Annotated in this window: 15 protein-coding genes; 4 read left to right on the top strand and 11 right to left on the bottom strand. The window is 71.3% G+C overall.

Annotated elements, in window-relative coordinates; all coding sequences use genetic code 11:
- Positions 1-74: 74 nt before the first annotated feature.
- The 7 genes from DEJ17_RS13885 to ppk2 form a co-directional block, all read right to left on the bottom strand.
- Positions 75-767, bottom strand: coding sequence for a TetR/AcrR family transcriptional regulator (locus tag DEJ17_RS13885; protein ID WP_110894790.1), 693 nt, complete (start codon positions 765-767; stop codon positions 75-77).
- Between the two features lie 26 nt (positions 768-793).
- On the bottom strand, positions 794-2,512 hold the full coding sequence (gene atzF / locus DEJ17_RS13880) for an allophanate hydrolase (RefSeq protein WP_110894789.1): 1,719 nt from the start codon (positions 2,510-2,512) through the stop codon (positions 794-796).
- Entirely contained in the window at positions 2,509-6,210 is a 3,702-nt protein-coding gene (gene uca / locus DEJ17_RS13875; RefSeq protein ID WP_375342577.1) for an urea carboxylase, read from the bottom strand. The genes atzF and uca overlap by 4 nt, the downstream gene beginning before the upstream one ends.
- Complete coding sequence (locus DEJ17_RS13870; RefSeq protein WP_110894788.1) at positions 6,207-6,911, bottom strand: urea amidolyase associated protein UAAP2; 705 nt, start codon at positions 6,909-6,911, stop codon at positions 6,207-6,209. Before DEJ17_RS13870 ends, uca begins: the two co-directional genes overlap by 4 nt.
- Positions 6,911-7,750 carry an urea amidolyase associated protein UAAP1 gene (locus DEJ17_RS13865; protein WP_071404759.1) on the bottom strand — a complete coding sequence of 280 codons (840 nt, stop codon included), beginning with the start codon at positions 7,748-7,750 and terminating at the stop codon, positions 6,911-6,913. Before DEJ17_RS13865 ends, DEJ17_RS13870 begins: the two co-directional genes overlap by 1 nt.
- Before the next feature lie 15 nt (positions 7,751-7,765).
- A complete protein-coding gene (locus tag DEJ17_RS13860; RefSeq protein ID WP_110894787.1) occupies positions 7,766-9,394 on the bottom strand; it encodes an APC family permease in 1,629 nt (542 codons plus the stop codon).
- A gap of 172 nt (positions 9,395-9,566) precedes the next feature.
- Complete coding sequence (ppk2, locus tag DEJ17_RS13855) at positions 9,567-10,520, bottom strand: polyphosphate kinase 2 (protein WP_110858540.1); 954 nt, start codon at positions 10,518-10,520, stop codon at positions 9,567-9,569.
- 132 nt (positions 10,521-10,652) lie between these two features.
- Here ppk2 and DEJ17_RS13850 point away from each other — a divergent pair, with 132 nt between their 5' ends.
- A complete protein-coding gene (locus DEJ17_RS13850) occupies positions 10,653-11,012 on the top strand; it encodes a UBP-type zinc finger domain-containing protein (protein ID WP_071404761.1) in 360 nt (119 codons plus the stop codon).
- An 18-nt stretch (positions 11,013-11,030) separates the two neighbouring features.
- Here the strand turns inward: DEJ17_RS13850 and msrA are convergent, their stop codons facing one another.
- On the bottom strand, positions 11,031-11,552 hold the full coding sequence (msrA, locus tag DEJ17_RS13845) for a peptide-methionine (S)-S-oxide reductase MsrA (protein WP_027467243.1): 522 nt from the start codon (positions 11,550-11,552) through the stop codon (positions 11,031-11,033).
- A gap of 260 nt (positions 11,553-11,812) precedes the next feature.
- Between msrA and DEJ17_RS13840 the strand changes: the two genes are divergently transcribed.
- Positions 11,813-12,109: a hypothetical protein gene (locus tag DEJ17_RS13840; protein WP_146239725.1), complete on the top strand. Its 297-nt coding sequence runs from the start codon at positions 11,813-11,815 to the stop codon at positions 12,107-12,109.
- Between the two features lie 71 nt (positions 12,110-12,180).
- On the opposite strand, the gene DEJ17_RS13835 is transcribed toward DEJ17_RS13840, so the two are convergent.
- Positions 12,181-13,002 (bottom strand): aldo/keto reductase, encoded by an 822-nt coding sequence (locus tag DEJ17_RS13835; protein WP_110894785.1) that lies wholly within the window; start codon positions 13,000-13,002, stop codon positions 12,181-12,183.
- An 89-nt stretch (positions 13,003-13,091) separates the two neighbouring features.
- Here DEJ17_RS13835 and DEJ17_RS13830 point away from each other — a divergent pair, with 89 nt between their 5' ends.
- A complete protein-coding gene (locus DEJ17_RS13830; protein WP_110894784.1) occupies positions 13,092-13,823 on the top strand; it encodes an OBAP family protein in 732 nt (243 codons plus the stop codon).
- Positions 13,824-13,946: 123 nt separating this feature from the next.
- Here DEJ17_RS13830 and DEJ17_RS13825 read toward each other — a convergent pair whose 3' ends face one another.
- Positions 13,947-14,408, bottom strand: coding sequence for a DUF4383 domain-containing protein (locus DEJ17_RS13825; RefSeq protein WP_110894782.1), 462 nt, complete (start codon positions 14,406-14,408; stop codon positions 13,947-13,949).
- Positions 14,409-14,581: 173 nt separating this feature from the next.
- Between DEJ17_RS13825 and DEJ17_RS13820 the strand changes: the two genes are divergently transcribed.
- Positions 14,582-14,938 carry a VOC family protein gene (locus tag DEJ17_RS13820; protein ID WP_110894780.1) on the top strand — a complete coding sequence of 119 codons (357 nt, stop codon included), beginning with the start codon at positions 14,582-14,584 and terminating at the stop codon, positions 14,936-14,938.
- A gap of 85 nt (positions 14,939-15,023) precedes the next feature.
- Here DEJ17_RS13820 and DEJ17_RS13815 read toward each other — a convergent pair whose 3' ends face one another.
- On the bottom strand, positions 15,024-16,046 hold the full coding sequence (locus DEJ17_RS13815; protein WP_110894778.1) for a LacI family DNA-binding transcriptional regulator: 1,023 nt from the start codon (positions 16,044-16,046) through the stop codon (positions 15,024-15,026).
- Positions 16,047-16,191 lie beyond the last annotated feature (145 nt).

The raw sequence follows: 16,191 nt of genomic DNA, 5'->3' as shown, positions 1-16,191 counted from the left end.
CCTCGACCGTGTGGCAGGTGGACGTCCGCCCGGGTGACCGGGTGGACGAGGGACAGAAGCTGCGGGAGAAGGGGTCAGACCGCGACGGCGGCCAGCAGGGACTCGGCGTCGCGCCGGGCCTCGGCCACGGCGGCGGTGTCGAGCCCGCAGGCGCGCAGGCAGGCCGCGACGAGGGCATCACGGTCGGCGTCCTGCACGGGGCCGGACCGGCGGAGCTGGATGACGGTCTCGGTGATCTGGATGAGCACGGCACCGAGGCGCGACGGCGAGACTCCGGCGGCGACGTCCGGGGTGGCAGCGCGCGAGCCGAGGCGCCCGTAGGCCTCCTGCAGTTCGACTCGTTCGGCCCGGAACCCGTCGTAGCGCTCGCCCTGCACCTCGGGCAGCAGGTACAGCGTGCCGATGTTGTGCGGCGTGCGGGCAAGGGTGTCGACGTCGGCGACGACCAGGGCGGCGAGGGCACCAGCTGCTGAGGCCGACTCCGGCACGAGCTGCTCGAGGCCGCGGACCAGCTCGAGGCTCGGGCGCACCGAGGTCGTCAGCAGCTCGACGAGCATGTCGTCCTTGCCGGCGAAGTGGTAGTACAGCGAGGCCTGCCGGATCCCGACCCGTTCGGCGATCGCCCGGGTCGAGGTCGCGCTGATGCCGTTCTCGACGAACAGCGCGGCGGCGGCGTCGAGGATCTGGTCGCGCGGGCTCAGCGCGGAGTCGGCGTTCGGCACGACCCGCGGTCGGCCGGGGCGCACGGGCCGGTCGTCGGGGGACATGCCCCCATCCTGACAGCCGGTGTCCGTCACGACTGTTCCCGGTACGCGCGCCAGCCGCCGTGGTGGGTGATGTCCTCGGCCCCCTGGACCGCGAACGGCTCGACCAGGAACCCGGTGACGTCGGTACCGTCGTCGAGCGCCACGGTGCCGATCGCCATCGGTGCCGGCAGGGCCGCGACGAAGGTGCCGAAGCCGGCGGCGGGCAGGCTCCAGACCTCCCCGACGATGCCCGAGCCCGAGCCCGAGCCCGAGCCCGAGCCCGAGCCCGAATCCGGCGCAGCAGCGCCGGACGCGACCGGACCCACGCGGACCAACCCGGGCTTGGGCGGCACCGTGTCGAGGGCGTACAGCCGGTAGTCGGACGCGGTGCGGGCCTCCCGGACGAACGATCCGCCGGACGCGACCAGCTGCCCGTTCAGCGGCTGACCGCGCAGGTGCGCCCCGACGACCAGCAGGTCGACGGTCGGGGCGGCGAACGCGGCGGCCAACGCCGCCAGGCGCCGGTCACTGAACGCCGGGCCGGTGAGCATCACGCCGAACGGCAGGCCGTCTACGAAGCCGGCGGGCACGGCGAGCGACGCCATGTCGAGCAGGTTCGCGAAGTTCGTGTACCGACCCATCCGGCTGTTCGCGCCGATCGGGTCGTCCGCGACCTGCTCGAGCGTCGGATGCCACGTCGTCGTCGGGGTGAGCAGGGCGGTCGCGCCCTCGAGCGCGGCGCGACCGGCTGCCCCGAACGCGTCGAGCCGTTCCTGGTCGGCGAAGAGCTCCGCGGCGGTCGGTCGTGCGCCACCGAGCACGATCGCGGCGACCGACGGGTCGAGGTCGGCACCGACCTCGTCGCGGTGGGCCTCGATGTGGGCGCCGACGGCCGCGTACCGCTCGGCGACGAAGGCGCCGTCGTAGAGCAGCGACGCGGCGTCGAGCAGGGGCGCGATGTCGACCTCGACCACCTGGTGTCCGAGCGCGCGGAACCGGTCGACGGCCGCGGCGAACGCCTCGGCCCAGCCGGGTGCGAGCCCCTCGAGCTGCGACGGCAGCGGCACCGCGATGCGCGGGACGGCGGGCAGGTCGGCGAGGGCGCGGTCGGGCCGTGTGAGCGGGTCGACACCGTCCGGACCGGCCATCAGCTCGGCCGCCGTGCGTGCGAGGTCGAGCGACCGGGCGAACACCGTGACGCAGTCCTGCGACCGGCAGGCGGGGACGACCCCGGTGTTCGGCACGAGTCCCTTCGTCGGCTTCACCCCGACCAGGTTGCCGAGCGCGGCGGGCACGCGGCCGGACCCGGCGGTGTCGGTGCCGAGCGCGAAGTCGACGATGCCCAGGGCGACCGCCGTGGCGGAGCCGCTCGACGAGCCGCCGGAGATCCGCGTCGGGTCCCAGGCGTTCCGGACCGCACCGAAGGGCGAGCGGGTGCCGACCAGGCCGGTGGCGAACTGGTCGAGGTTCGTCTTGCCGACGACGACGGCGCCGGCGGCGCGGAGCCGGGCGACGGCGGTGGCGTCGGCGGCGGGGTCGTGGGCGTAGGAGCGGGCGGCTGCGGTGGTGGGCAGGCCGGCGACGTCGATGTTGTCCTTCACGGCGAACAGCAGGCCGGCCAGGGGCAGGGACGGATCCACGGCTTCGGCCTCGGCCAAGACCGACTCGCGGTCGCGCAGGGTGATCCAGACCTCGGGGCGGTCGACGGCGTCGATGCGGGCGAAGGCGTCGCGGACGCGGGCGGCCGCGGCGGTGGCCCCGCTCACGCTGCCGCTCCGATCGCGGCGAGGACCTGCCCCGGTGCGACCTGGTCGCCCGGCTTGATGTACACCTCGAGCACGTGGCCCGGCACCGGTGCGTGCACCATCGACTCCATCTTCATCGCCTCCACGGCCAGCAGCTTCTGTCCCTCGTCCACCCGGTCACCCGGGCGGACGTCCACCTGCCACACGGTCGAGGTGAACGGGGCGTACACGGCGGTCGACCCCTCGGGCACGGTCACGGCGTCGGCCACCACGGCGGCCGGTTCGTCACGGACGTCGAACTCGCCCGATGCACGCCACCGCTCCTTCTCCTCGCCGAACGCCTGCGCCTGCTGCGCCCGGAAGTCGGCGATGGACCCGGCGTTGTCGGCCAGGAACCGGTTGTACGACGCGATCGAGAACTCGCCCTCGACGGTCTCGAACGAACCCCGCCCCGCGTCCGTCTCGGCGCGCAGCTCGAGCAGCTCGTCGGCACCGACCGGGTACCACTCGATCCGGTCGAAGAACCGCAGCGCCCACGGGTTCTCCTGGAACAGCCCGCCCCGGCGGAACCGGTTCCAGATCTGCACGGTGCGGCCGACGAACTGGTAGCCGCCCGGACCCTCCATGCCGTAGATGCACAGGTACGCGCCGCCGATGCCGACGGAGTTCTCGGCGGTCCAGGTGCGGGCCGGGTTGTACTTCGTCGTGACCAGGCGGTGCCGGGGGTCGAGCGGGGTCGCGACCGGGGCGCCGAGGTACACGTCGCCCAGGCCGAGCACCAGGTAGCTCGCGTCGAACACGGTGCGGAAGACGTCGTCGACGCTCTCGAGCCCGTTGATGCGACGGATGAACTCGATGTTCCACGGCGTCCACGGGGCGTCGTTCCGCACGCCGTTCATGTACCGCTCGATCGCCAGGCGGGTGGCCGGGTCGTCCCACGACAGTGGCAGCCTGACGGTGCGTGACGGCACGACGAGCTGGTCGGTCGGCGGGATCTCGTCCTCGAGCTCGCGGAGCAGCCCCGCCACGTCGCGCGCCTTGAGCACGGACGCGTCGGTGTGCACCTGCAGCGAGCGGATGCCCGGAGTGATGTCGAGGATCCCCTTCGGCGTGTGCTCCTGCAGCTTCGTCATGAGCGCGTGCACGCGCATCCGCAGAGCGATGTCGAGGGTCATGTCGCCGTACTCCACGAGCACGTTGTCGTCGCCGTCACGTCGGTACGCGACGCTCGGTCGCACGTCGGTCGCGTCCAGGTGGGCGATCACACCGTCGTCGCCGTCACCCCCGGTACGCGGCACCGTCCTGGAGGCCCGGTGTGCGTCGAGCGCGGCGGCGTCGGCTTCGCGGACCGGGACGAACCGGACCGTGTCACCCGGTCGGAGCTGGCCCAGCTTCCACAGGTCGCCGCTGGCGACCACGGCGGGGCAGACGAAGCCGCCGAGCGACGGCCCGTCCGGTCCGAGGATGATCGGGGTGTCCCCGGTGAAGTCGATCGCACCGACCGCGTACGGGGTGTCGTGGATGTTCGACGGGTGCAGACCGGCCTCGCCGCCGTCGGTCCGCGCCCACTCCGGCCGCGGGCCGATGAGCCGGATGCCGGTGCGCGCCGAGTTGTGGTGCACGGCGTAGTCGGTGGCGTAGAAGACGTCGAGGTCGGCGCGGGTGAAGAAGTCCGGCGCGGCGTGCGGCCCCTCGGTGACGGCGATCTCCCACGCGTCGGTCAGCGCGGTGCGGCGGTCGGCCGGGGTCGGGCCGCCCACCAGGCCCAGACGGGTTCCGGACGGGAACGCCGGGTGCGGGGCGTCCGAGTCCGGGGAGCCCGGGCGCAGGACGTCGCCGGCGAGCAGGGCCCGCCCGGCGTGACCGCCGAAGCCACCGAGCGTGAAGGTCGCGGTCGAGCCGAGGTAGGTCGGCACGTCGAAGCCGCCCCGGACCGCCAGGTAGGTGCGGAGGCCCGGACCGGGTGCCGTGCCGATCGCCAGGGTCTTGCCGGCGCCGACCTCGACCGGCTCCCACAGCGCCACGGGTTCGCCGTCGAGGGTGACCGGCGCCGGCGCACCCGTGAGCGCGACCACCGCGGCGGCCGAGAACCGGAGCGTCGGGCCGGTGGCGGTGACCTCGAGCGCGGGGGCACCGTCCGGGTTGCCCACGGCGCGGTTCGCCTCGGCGAAGGAGGCCGCGTCGAACGGGCCGCTCGGCGGGACACCCACCTGCCAGTACCCGACCCGGCCGGGCAGGTCCTGGATCATCGTCATGGTGCCGGGCGCGACGACGTCGATGCGCGGGTCCGGGTCCTCGGTCGCGTCGAGCGTCGAGGTGGAGTGCGTGGCGGTGCGGAGCTCGAGGTCGTCGGTCAGCGCGCGGAGGAGCCCGGCGTTCGTGACGATGCCGTCGATGCGGGTGGTCGCGAGTCCGTCGCGCAGCAGGTCGAGGGCGTCGTCGCGAGTCTCCCCGGTGGCGATCACCTTGGCGAGCATCGGGTCGTAGAACGCGGACACCTCGGAGCCGGTCTCGACCCAGCCGTCGACGCGGATGCCGGTGCGCTCGCCGGATGCCGTGGTCGCGCTCGGGAACACGGCCTGGGTGACGAGGCCGCTGGAGGGCAGCGAGCCCTTCGCCGGGTCCTCGGCGTAGACGCGGGCCTCGACGGCGTGGCCGTTCGGGGTCCAGATGCGGTCGAACACGTCGGGGTCGATGCCGACCGCGCCGTCTCGGGCCAGGCGGAGCATGAGCTCGACGAGGTCGACGCCGAACACTTCCTCGGTGACCGGGTGCTCGACCTGCAGGCGGGTGTTCACCTCGAGGAACGACGCCTCTTCGCGCACCGGGTCGTAGACGAACTCGACGGTGCCGGCGCTGCGGTACCCGACGCTCTCGGCCAGGCGGCGGGCGGACGCGTGCAGCTCGGCGCGGACGTGCTCGGGGAGCGCCGGTGCCGGGGCTTCCTCGATGACCTTCTGGTTGCGGCGCTGCAGGGAGCAGTCGCGGTCGCCGATCACCGCGACGCGGCCCTCGCCGTCACCGAAGAGCTGGACCTCGACGTGCCGGGCCGGCCGCACGAGCCGCTCGAGGAAGATGCCGGCCGACCCGAAGTTCGCGGTCGCCAGGCGGACGACGCTCGTGTACGCCTCGCGGACCTCGTCGAGGGTCGAGCAGGCCTGCATGCCGATCCCGCCGCCACCCCCGGTGGCCTTGAGCATGACGGGCAGCCCGATGCGCTCGGCCTCGATCACGGCGTCGTCGACACTGGCGAGCAGCCCGGTGCCGGCGAGCATCGGGACCCCGGCGGCGGCGGCCAGCTCGCGGGCGGTGTGCTTCGCGCCGAACCGGACGATCTGGTCGGCGGTCGGCCCGACGAACCGGATGCCGGCGTCCTCGCAGGCCCGGGCGAAGTCGGTGTTCTCGGACAGGAACCCGTAGCCGGGGTGCACGAGTCCGGCGCCGGTGTCCTTCGCGGCCTGCACCACGGCGTCGATGCGCAGGTACGAGTCGCGGGCGGGTGCGGGTCCGAGCCGGACCGCGGTGTCGGCCTCGCGCACATGGGGTGCGGCTCGGTCGGCGTCGGAGTAGACGGCGACGGTGCGCATGCCGAGTGCCTTGGCGGACCGGATGATGCGGCGGGCGATCTCACCGCGGTTCGCGACGAGGACGGTGTCGGGGCTGAGGGCGGGGGTCTGGTTCACGGTGGCGGTCCCGGTGGGGTCGGGCGCGGCGGTCACGGCTGGACCACGATCATGCGCAGCGGTGTGCAGGAGAAGTCGTTGCAGGGGTTGTTCATCTGCGGGCAGTTCGAGACGACGACGAGCACGTCCCGCTCGGCCCGGATCGCGACCCGCTTGCCGGGGGCGCTCATGCCGTCGACGATCCCGAGGGCGCCGTCGGCCTCGACCGGCACGTTCATGAACCAGTTGAGGTTCGACACGATGTCGCGGGCACCGAGTCCGTGGCGGCCGGCCTCGGCCAGGAAGTTCTCGCGGCAGCCGTGCTGGTACTGGGTGTGGTGCCCGTACCGCAGGGTGTTCGACTCCTTCGAGCACGCGCCGCCGATGGTGTCCTGCCGGTCGATCTCGTTCGCGACGACGGTCATCAGCGGGTGGCCCTCGTTCGACATCAGCACGGTGCCGGTCCGGACGTACGCGTTGCCCTGTGCGGCGAGGGTGTCCGGCACGCTGTACCGCTCGTCGGGGTCGTGGGCGTCGTAGAGCAGGCAGTCGGCGCTCTGGTTGCCGCCGACGTCGACGATGGTGAGCACCTCGCCGGCGCGGACCACGGCGGACCACGGCGCGAGCGGGGCGACCCGGTCGTCGCGGACCACGGTGCCCGGCACCAGGGACTCGCTCCAGTCGAGGGCGACGTCCGGATCGTGGACGGCTCCGACCGGGACGGTCGAGGCGGGGGTGTGGGTCGTCGTGTCGGTCATCACAGGCCTCGGGCTTCCGCGTGGTCGATCGAGTTCAGGTAGGCGCGGGTGAGCTCCGGCGTCGCGGTGAACCGCTCGTCGGCCGCGGTCGTCGGGGCCCCGCGCCAGGCGTGCACCCGCAGTGGTCCGACCAGGTAGTCCGGGCGCGGGTCGATCGGGTGCGCGACGTTCGCGACCAGCACGAGCAGCGGCAGCTCGGCGACGAGCGTGACGTGGGTGCCCGCGCCCGCCGAACCGGTGAAGGTCATCGCCCCCTCGGCGTCGATCCGCACGCCCTGGAAGAACGAGATGCTCGGCGGCAGGTCCCGCTTGGTGAGCCCGTGCTTGGCGGCGGCCTTCGCGAACAGCGACCGACCGCTCGGGGTGCGCCCCTCGGGTGCCGCGTCGCCGTACTTCCGCTCGTTCCAGGCGTCGGTCGAGGTGCCGCAGAACGCGTCGTGGTGCCCCGAGGTGTCCTCGAGCACGGTCGCGAGTGCCCGGCCGTCCCCGCTCAGCAGGGGGGAACCCTGGCCCAGGTACGCCTGCCACGGGATCTTCTGGGTGTCCGCGACGTTGAGCCGCTCCCACGGTTCGAGCGCGTTGAACACCAGGACGTTGGCGCAGGCCTGACCCGTCGGGTCGTCGAACCGCAGCCGTGACCCGCGGGCCAGCACCTTGTGCGTGTACCCGCCCGGCGCCACCGTCTCGGCCCAGACGAGCTCTGCGGGGTCGACGCCCTCGGGGGCGAACGGTGACGACGACGCCGGCAGGTACGGCATGTACTCGGACTGCGAGCCGGCCTGGGCGCGTGCGTCGGACCGGGAGGCGAGCACGCTGTCGGTCTGGTGGAGGTCGCGCATGGGGTTCCTTCCGGATCAGGCTTCGACGGAGGCGGCGGTCGGGCTCGCCGCAGTCGCGGCTGCGGGGACGGGCACCGCCGCGGTGGTGGGCACCTCGGCCAGGGTGATCGGCCCGTGCGTGCGGTGCCGCCAGCTCGACCACGCCCAGCCGACGAGCAGCACGCCGCCGATGAACAGCAGGGCGCTGTACTGCAGCCACCACGAGGTGCCGGTCAGGTCGTAGATCTCCGGCCGGGGCCAGATGAGGTTGATCGCCATGCCGATCTGGAACGCCACGGCCAGGGCGTTCAGCGGGATGCCCCAGCGACCGAGGGTGAACAGCGGCTTGCCGTCCTCGTCCACCCCGGTCGGCAGCCCCGTGCGCCGGAGCTTGATCCGCTGGACCAGCAGCGGCCCGGTGACCCCGAGGTAGGCCAGGTAGAGCATCGCGATGCACAGGCTCGACAGGGCGGTGAAGATCGCGGACTGCCCGATGTTGACGGCGAGGGCCAGCCCGGCGCCGACCCCGACGACGATCGACGCGGCGATCGGGGTGCCGGTGCGGGGCGAGACCCGGGCGAGGGTGCGGTGGAAGGGCAGTGCCTTCTCGCGGGCCATCGAGTAGACCATCCGGGCTCCGGCGGTCTGCACGGCGAGGGTGCACGCGAAGACCGCGACGGCGACGGTGCAGAGCAGGAGCCGACCGAGGACGTCGCCCAGGGTCGAGGTGATCACCCAGGCGAGACCCTGCGTGGCGAGCTTGCCGTCGGTCAGGCTCGGGGCGGCGACGAGGGCGCCGATGATGAGCAGCCCGCCGCCGAGGCCGGAGACCGTGAGTGCCCGGACGATCGTCTTCGGGGTGGTCCGGCGTGGGTTGTGGGTCTCCTCGGCGAGCTCACCGGCCGAGTCGAATCCGACCATCACGTACGCGGCCATCAGCGAGGACGCCAGGAACGCCCACACGTACGGCTCGGTGGTGGTCGACCCGGCGGTGGTGAAGACGACGGAGGCGCTGCGGTGTGGCAGCAGGAACAGGGCGCCGATGAGCACCACCACGCCGACGATCTCGATGAGCACGCCGAAGCTCGTCACGCGGGCCATCAGCCGGACGCTCGTGATGTTCACGATCGTCGTCACGGCGAGCATCACCAGGCCGAGGACCACCGCGTTCGCGGCACCGGTCGACGACGCGACGGACGGGTCCGCGCCGGGGCCACCGACGACCTGGAACCCGTCCCAGATCGCGGGGAGCACGGCCTGCACGGCGATGGCCGCCACCGCGACGGTGAGGATCTGGCCGATGATCATCGTCCAGCCGGTGAACCAGCCGAACCGGGCTCCGGCCAGGCGGCTCGACCACTGGAAGATCGCGCCGGAGATCGGCCAGCGGGCCGCGAGCTGCGCGAAGTTCAGCGCGACGAGCAGCTGGCCACCGAAGACGAGCGGCCACGCCCAGAAGAACGCGGCACCGCCGAGCCCGAAGCCGAGTCCGAACAGCTGGAAGACCGTGGTGAGGATCGAGACGAAGGAGAAGCCCGCCGCGAAGGAGGAGAACGAGCCGACCCCGCGGTGGAGTTCCTGCTCGTAGCCGAGGCGGGCGAGCCCCTGGGTGTCGACGTCGGACGTGGCGCGCGGTGCGTGGAGCGGTGCTTGCGGAGAACGCATGACTGCAGACCTTTCGCGGAGTACCTGTCGGGTGACAGGTAGTGCGACAAGTGTCTTGCGGCCCTGTGTCGTCGCCGTTGCCCGTCTGTTTCGAGTGCGTGACGGCAGGCCTCGGCGTGTAAACGTTCCGAGTCGGCGCGCAGATCAGCGGCGGGGGATCACCGGTGGGGGATCACTCGACGTCGACGTCCCGCTTGCCGCGGCGGACGATGAGCGGGTCCGGCTTGCCGATGACGTCGGTGTCCTTGTCCGGGTAGTCGAACTGCGTCAGGAAGTACCGCATCGCATTGAGCCGCGCGCGCTTCTTGTCGTTCGACCGCACGATCGTCCACGGCGCGTAGCGCTTGCTCGTCCGGGTGAACATCGCCGTCTTCGCCTCGGTGTAGTCCTCCCACCGGTCGAGCGACAGCAGGTCGATGTCGGACAGCTTCCACCGCCGCACCGGGTCGAGCTGGCGCATCGCGAACCGGGTCCGCTGCTCGCGCCGGGTGACCGAGAACCAGAACTTCGTCAGGTGGATGCCGGAGTCGACGAGCATCCGCTCGAACTGCGGCACCTGGGTCATGAACGACTCGTACTCGTCGTCGCTGCAGAAGCCCATCACCCGTTCGACGCCGGCACGGTTGTACCAGGAGCGGTCGAACAGGACCATCTCACCGGCGGCCGGCAGGTGCTGCACGTACCGCTGGAAGTACCACTCACCACGCTCGCGCTCGGTCGGCTTGCTCAGTGCCACGACCCGCGAGGTCCGGGGGTTGAGGTGCTCCGTGAACCGCTTGATCGTGCCGCCCTTGCCCGCGGCGTCACGCCCCTCGAAGAGCACGACGACCTTCTGGCCGGTGTCCTCGAGCCAGTACTGGCACTTCAGCAGCTCGATCTGCAGCAGGTACTTCTGGTACTCGTACTCGTCCCGCGGCAGGCGCTCCGAGTACGGGTAGTCGTCCTGCCAGGTGAGCACCGGGTTGCCGTGCGGGTCGATCAGCTCCGGGTCGGCCGTCTGGCCGTCCGCGACGCTGTACCCCTCGGTCCGCAGCTGTTCGATGTACTCCCGCAACGGCTGCGAGTACGGCGCTGTGTCCACGGTGTCCTCCCTCTGCGAGCCGATCGGCTGTCGGCCCCAGGCCATCCTGGCCCGGCCACCCGCACGACCGCCCCATGCCTCGCCCTGGACGCGACCCGACGACGGCCTGGAGGCGCGGTGCGGGCCCGCCCCGTGCCTCCCGACCGCATGTGCCCTGTCTCAGGCCATGATGGTGCCATGACGGACCAGGCCGAGATGATCCACCCCGAGATCGCACCGAGCGGAGACGGGTGCGTCGAGTGCGACGCGACCGGCTCGTGGTGGGTGCACCTGCGCCGCTGCGCGGCGTGCGGCCACGTCGGCTGCTGCGACGACTCCCTCAACACGCACGCGACGCGGCACTGGGAGGAGACCGGGCACGCGGTCATCCAGAGCTACGAGCCCGGCGAGACCTGGGCGTGGGACTACCGCGACGACACCCGTTCCGAGGGGCTCGAGCTCGCAGCACCCACCAGCCACCCCGTGACGCAGGCAGTCCCCGGGCCGGCGGATCGCCTTCCCGGGGACTGGTTGGAACTGCTCGGCGGATCGCGCTGATCCGCGGCGGTCGTCAGGTCAGACGGCCGCAGTCGCCTCGTCGCGGTGCGGGAGCTTCCAGCCCGGACGCACGAAGTGGCAGGTGTAGCCGTGCGGGTTCTTCTCGAGGTAATCCTGGTGCTCGTCCTCGGCCTCCCAGAACGGGCCGGCCGCGGTGACCTCGGTGACGACCTTGCCGGGCCAGATGCCCGACGCGTCGACGTCCGCGATGGTGTCGAGCGCGACCTGCTTCTGCTCGTCGGTCGTGAAGAAGATCGCCGAACGGTAGCTGCGACCGATGTCGTTGCCCTGGCGGTCCTTCGTCGACGGGTCGTGGATCTGGAAGAAGAACTCCAGCAGGTCCCGGTACGAGATCTGGGACGGGTCGAAGACGATCTCGACCGACTCGGCGTGGTCGCCGTGGTTGCGGTACGTCGCGTTCGGCACGTCGCCGCCGGAGTAGCCGACGCGGGTGCTGACGATGCCGGGACGACGACGGAGGAGCTGCTGCGCTCCCCAGAAGCATCCGCCGGCGAGGATGGCGGTCTCGGTGGTGGTCATGGTGGCCTCCTGGGCTCTCGTGTCACTGGCTGCGACACCGTGTGGTGCAACCGGCAACAGGGACGATCTGTTCCCGTCGTCAGGCCCGCTGTGGGGCGCGGACCCACCCGGGTGTGCGGTCGGTACGACTCGACCCTACGAGTCCGTGCTCCGTGTCACCCCTGCGGTACGGTCAGCCTCACATGAAGCGGTCATCCATCGACGAAGTCCAGCGCCGTCCCCGTGGTTGGTGGCTGCTCGGACTCGCGTTCTGTTTCCTCGTGTTCCTCGAGGTGTTCGCGACGATCGGCTCGCTGCCGGGGATGCTCGCCGCGCAACTGGAGCAGTACACGCCCTGCGCTTTCGACGTGACGTTGCAGTGTTCGTACGCCGTCGGGGAGACTGCGCAGTTCCTCGTACCGCTGGTCGCACTCATCGTCACGATAACGACATGGGTCATCGGAGCGTCCGGTGCTCCCACGGTGCGGCGACGGGTAGTGACGCCGGCGATCGGCCTCGTGGTCATCGTCCTGACCTTCGTACTCGGCGTCGTCGCGATCGATCTGTCGATCAGATGAAGCCCGCCGTCTGACGGACCGGAGGCGCGGTGCCAGCTGGCACCGCGCCTCCCGTCCGGGGTGGGGTCGCGTCAGTTCGCAGTGTCCTCGAGCGCGTCGAGCGCGGCCACGTCCTCGGCGGCCAGCACGAAGTCGACGTCGGCGTTCTCGGTGATGCGCGACGGGGTCGTGGACTTCGGCAGGGGCAGGACGTCCTTCTCGAGCAGGTAGCGGATCGCGACCTGGGCGACGGTCTTGTCGTACTTCGCCGCGATCTCGGCGATCTGCTCGTTCTCGAGCAGGCCACCGGTGGCGAGCGGGGAGTATCCCTCGGTCAGGATGTCGTGCTCGCGGTCGAAGGCGGTCGTCTCGTCCTGGGTGTTGCCGATGAACCAGCGGATCTGGTTGGCGTGCGGGACGACGTCCGTGCGGCCGAGCAGGTCCTCGAGGTCGGCGACGGCGAAGTTCGAGACACCGATGCTCTTGGTGCGGCCGGCGTCGTAGAGCTCCTCGAAGACCTTCCACACCTCGACGTTGCCGTCGCGGTGGTCGGAGCCCATGTCGCTCCAGGGCCACGGCGCGTGGATCAGGTACAGGTCGACGTGTCCGAGGCCGAGATTGTTGCTCGACTCCTCGAAGGCGTCCCGTGCGCCGGACGCCGTCTTGATCTCGGCCGGCAGCTTCGTGGTGATGAAGAGTTCGTCGCGGGGGATGCCGCTGTCGCGGACGGCCTCGCCGACGCTCGCCTCGTTGCCGTACGCCAGGGCGGTGTCGATGTGGCGGTAGCCGAGGTCGAGCGCGGTCTTCGTGGCGTCGTACGCGTCGGAGCCGGACGGGATCTGCCAGGTGCCGAAGCCGATCTTCGGGATGTGGAGACCGTTGGACAGGGTGAACGTGTCGATGAGTGCGGGCATGCAGCGGACAGTACGCCGCAACCGCACAGCGTTCCGAGGGGCTGCCGGGTTGCATGGCGCCCACCTCGAACGGACGGAAGGACGCCCCCATGCCCCTGAACCCCACCGTGCACGACCGGAGGACCGGTGTCACCCCGCCCGGAGAGCCCGGCGGCTTCGAGCTCGCCCTGCTCGACCGCGGCGCCGACGTGCTGCAGACCTCGGCGCCGCTCCGGGGCTTCGACGTCTACGTGGTCGGCTTCCACTGCGTGAAGGGCGAGCCCGACGTGCAGATGGAGGCGCACCACTTCTGCAAGGTGGTGAACGCCGAGATGCTGCAGTGCGTGCTCTTCGACGGCAACACCGCCGACGCGAACCTGATCGGCATCGAGTACATCGTGTCCGAGCGGCTCTTCGACTCCCTGTCCGAGGCCGAGCAGGCGTCGTGGCACCCGCACAACCACGAGGTGTTCTCCGGCGAACTCGTCGCTCCGGGCCTGCCGATCGCGGTGGAGACCGAGCTGATGGGACACCTGGTGAACTCGTACGGCAAGACCTGGCACACCTGGCACAGCACCCCGATGGGCTCGCAGCCCGCACACGACCTGCCGATCGGCGACCCGATGCTCATGTGGTCGTTCAACCGCGAGGGCGAGGTGGACAGCGCGCTGCAGCAGGACCGGAACCAGGCGATGCGCACCGACCCGGAACCGCGCAAGGAGTCGCGGGCGAAGTACCTGGACCGCGCCCGCCCGCAGCGCGGTGTCGGCACGATGCGCGACGCCTTCACCGGCACCACGCCGACCCCGGGAGTCGTCGACGCGGACGACGGACGCCCCTGACCGCAGCCGACGCTTGAATAGGCATACCTTTCCAGCGCCCGGCAGGTCGGTTGCGGACCGCGCGACGGACGGGAGGCCCGTGGCGGTGTCGCCACGGGCCTCCCGTCCGGTGTGTGCTGCGGTTCAGCGGGCGGTGCGCGTGCCGATCCGCGGCAGGACGAAACCGAGCACGATCATCGCGACGGCCAGGAAGGCGTGCAGCACGTTGTCCGCGCTGTTCAGCGGCACGAAGTTCGCGCCACCGGCCATGCCCGCGGTGAAGAGTCCGTAGACGAAGAGCACCGCGTAGACGATGCCGCCGGCGACGAGGTACAGACGTGCAGAGGCTGCACGGCGGGCGGCGAGCAGCCCGACGATCCCGAAGAGCAGGTGCACGATGTTGTGCAGGACGGACACCTGGAACAGGCCCAGGAGCAGGGCCATGGAGCCGTGGCCGGCCATGGACATCGAGCCCATGTCCATGGTGAGTCCGGGGATGAACCCGGCGATGCCGACGATCAGGAAGACGACACCGAAGACGAACGCGCCCCGCTGGGTCCACGTCGAACCGGAGCCGGTGCGTGCGGTTGCTGCGCTGCTGGTCATGATCAGCCCTCTTTTCTGTACGCGCCGCAGTGTGCGGCACACATGACATTCGGAGCGCTTCCCCGGTCGGTTTGCAGCGTGACGGCTCAGCGCGTTCGGGGGACACCGACCCTGTACCAGCGTGCACGAGCGCTGCCTACCGTCCACGGCACACCACGACGAGAGGAAACACCATGGCAAGTGGAGTCGCAGCAGTCTGGGTCCCGGTCAGCGACATGGAGCGCGCCGTCGCGTTCTACCGCGACACGCTCGGTCTCACCGTCAAGGACCAGTCCGACGACTGGAGCGAGATCGACGCCGGCGGCCTGATGATCGGCCTGAACGGGCGCGAGTCCGCCAGCCAGGCGAGCGACGGTGGCGCCGTCGTGTCGTTCCAGCCGGACGGCAGCATCGAGGACGAGGTGGCCGCGCTCAAGGAGCGCGGCGCGGACATCCAGGGCGAGATCAGCGAGCACCCGTGGGGCAAGATCATCCCCTTCAAGGACAGCGAGGGCAACGACCTGCAGCTCTACTCGCCGCCGCGGGGCTGACCCAGCCGGGTGCGGGACGCACCCGTGCACGGACGGGAGGCCCGTGGCGACGCCGCCACGGGCCTCCCGTCCGTACCGTGACCGGCTACGCGGATCCGCGCCAGACGACCTCCGTCGGCAACAGCAGGCCACGTGGACCGTCGTCGGTGCCGCCGATCTGCTCGAGGACCTGGTGCGCCGCCTGCTCACCGAGCAGGCGCGCCGGCTGCCGCACCGTCGACAGCTGCGGGTCGCACCGCAGCGCCCAGGCGCTGTCGTCGAAGCCGACCACGCCGACGTCGTCGGGGACACTCCTGCCGTTGCGCTGCAGCACGTCCATCGCACCGGCGGCGACCGCGTCGGAGGCGGCGAACACCCCGTCGATGTCCGGGGCCTTCTCGAGCAGCTCGCGCATGCCCTCGGCGCCGGCCGTGTAGCTGAACAGGGGGTTCCGGGCGACGAGGTCGGGGTCGAAGCGCTCGCCGAGTGCCGCGGTGAACCCTGCCAGGCGGTCCTGCCCGGAGTCGCGGTCGAGCCCGGAGGCGAGCATCCCGATCCGTCGTCGACCGGTGTCCATGAGCCGCCGGGTGATCTGCTCGGCGGCGTCGCGGTTGTCGATGCCGATGTACGAGATGTTCGCGGCGTCGGACGGGTGCCCGACGAAGCACGCGGGCATGCCGATCTCCTCGATCGCGCCGGTGATCGGGTCGCCGTCGCGGGCGGACAGCACGATGGCGCCGTCGACGAAGCCGCCGCGCAGGTACTCGACCACGCGCTCGCTGTCGCGGGCGGAGTCGACCATGATCGTGACGAGCTGCTGGTCGGCGTCGGACAGGACGGCGTTCGTGCCGATCAGGATGTTGCCGATGTTGGGGTCGTCGAGCACGACGACCGAGGGTTCGTGGACGATGAGCGCGATCGCCCCGGAGCGCCGGGTGACCAGGCTGCGGGCTGCGGCGCTGCGCACGTAGCCGACGCGTCGGACGGCGTCCTGCACGGCCTCGCGGGCCTTGGGCGACACGTACGGCTCGTCGTTCAGCACCCGTGACACGGTGCCGCGGGACATCCCCGCTTCGTCGGCGACGTCCTGGATCGTGGCGCGCTGACGAGCGGATCGGACCTCGGACATGGGGCAACCATATCCGTCCCTGAGGAGCCCTCGGAACGCCTCGCAGTTGACAGGGTGCAGCCGCTGGTGTTTGCTCTGGGAGCGCTCCCAAATACCAACGGCCTCGATCGGCCGGTGCGGACTGGGAGCGCTCCCAGAGCACTGG

This window comes from Curtobacterium sp. MCSS17_011 (assembly GCF_003224275.1).
Taxonomy (GTDB): Bacteria; Actinomycetota; Actinomycetes; order Actinomycetales; family Microbacteriaceae; genus Curtobacterium.
The sequence above is the reverse complement of the archived record's forward strand: the minus strand, read 5'-3'. Positions and strand labels throughout refer to the sequence as shown.

What these genes read in the sequence shown, in the direction of transcription:
- DEJ17_RS13885 (WP_110894790.1), bottom strand. Translation starts at nt 767, where the DNA reads ATGTCCCCCGACGACCGGCCCGTGCGCCCCGGCCGACCGCGGGTCGTG.
- DEJ17_RS13870 (WP_110894788.1), bottom strand. Translation starts at nt 6,911, where the DNA reads ATGACCGACACGACGACCCACACCCCCGCCTCGACCGTCCCGGTCGGA.
- DEJ17_RS13865 (WP_071404759.1), bottom strand. Translation starts at nt 7,750, where the DNA reads ATGCGCGACCTCCACCAGACCGACAGCGTGCTCGCCTCCCGGTCCGAC.
- DEJ17_RS13860 (WP_110894787.1), bottom strand. Translation starts at nt 9,394, where the DNA reads ATGCGTTCTCCGCAAGCACCGCTCCACGCACCGCGCGCCACGTCCGAC.
- ppk2 (WP_110858540.1), bottom strand. Translation starts at nt 10,520, where the DNA reads ATGGCCTGGGGCCGACAGCCGATCGGCTCGCAGAGGGAGGACACCGTG.
- DEJ17_RS13850 (WP_071404761.1), top strand. Translation starts at nt 10,653, where the DNA reads ATGACGGACCAGGCCGAGATGATCCACCCCGAGATCGCACCGAGCGGA.
- msrA (WP_027467243.1), bottom strand. Translation starts at nt 11,552, where the DNA reads ATGACCACCACCGAGACCGCCATCCTCGCCGGCGGATGCTTCTGGGGA.
- DEJ17_RS13835 (WP_110894785.1), bottom strand. Translation starts at nt 13,002, where the DNA reads ATGCCCGCACTCATCGACACGTTCACCCTGTCCAACGGTCTCCACATC.
- DEJ17_RS13830 (WP_110894784.1), top strand. Translation starts at nt 13,092, where the DNA reads ATGCCCCTGAACCCCACCGTGCACGACCGGAGGACCGGTGTCACCCCG.
- DEJ17_RS13825 (WP_110894782.1), bottom strand. Translation starts at nt 14,408, where the DNA reads ATGACCAGCAGCGCAGCAACCGCACGCACCGGCTCCGGTTCGACGTGG.
- DEJ17_RS13820 (WP_110894780.1), top strand. Translation starts at nt 14,582, where the DNA reads ATGGCAAGTGGAGTCGCAGCAGTCTGGGTCCCGGTCAGCGACATGGAG.
- DEJ17_RS13815 (WP_110894778.1), bottom strand. Translation starts at nt 16,046, where the DNA reads ATGTCCGAGGTCCGATCCGCTCGTCAGCGCGCCACGATCCAGGACGTC.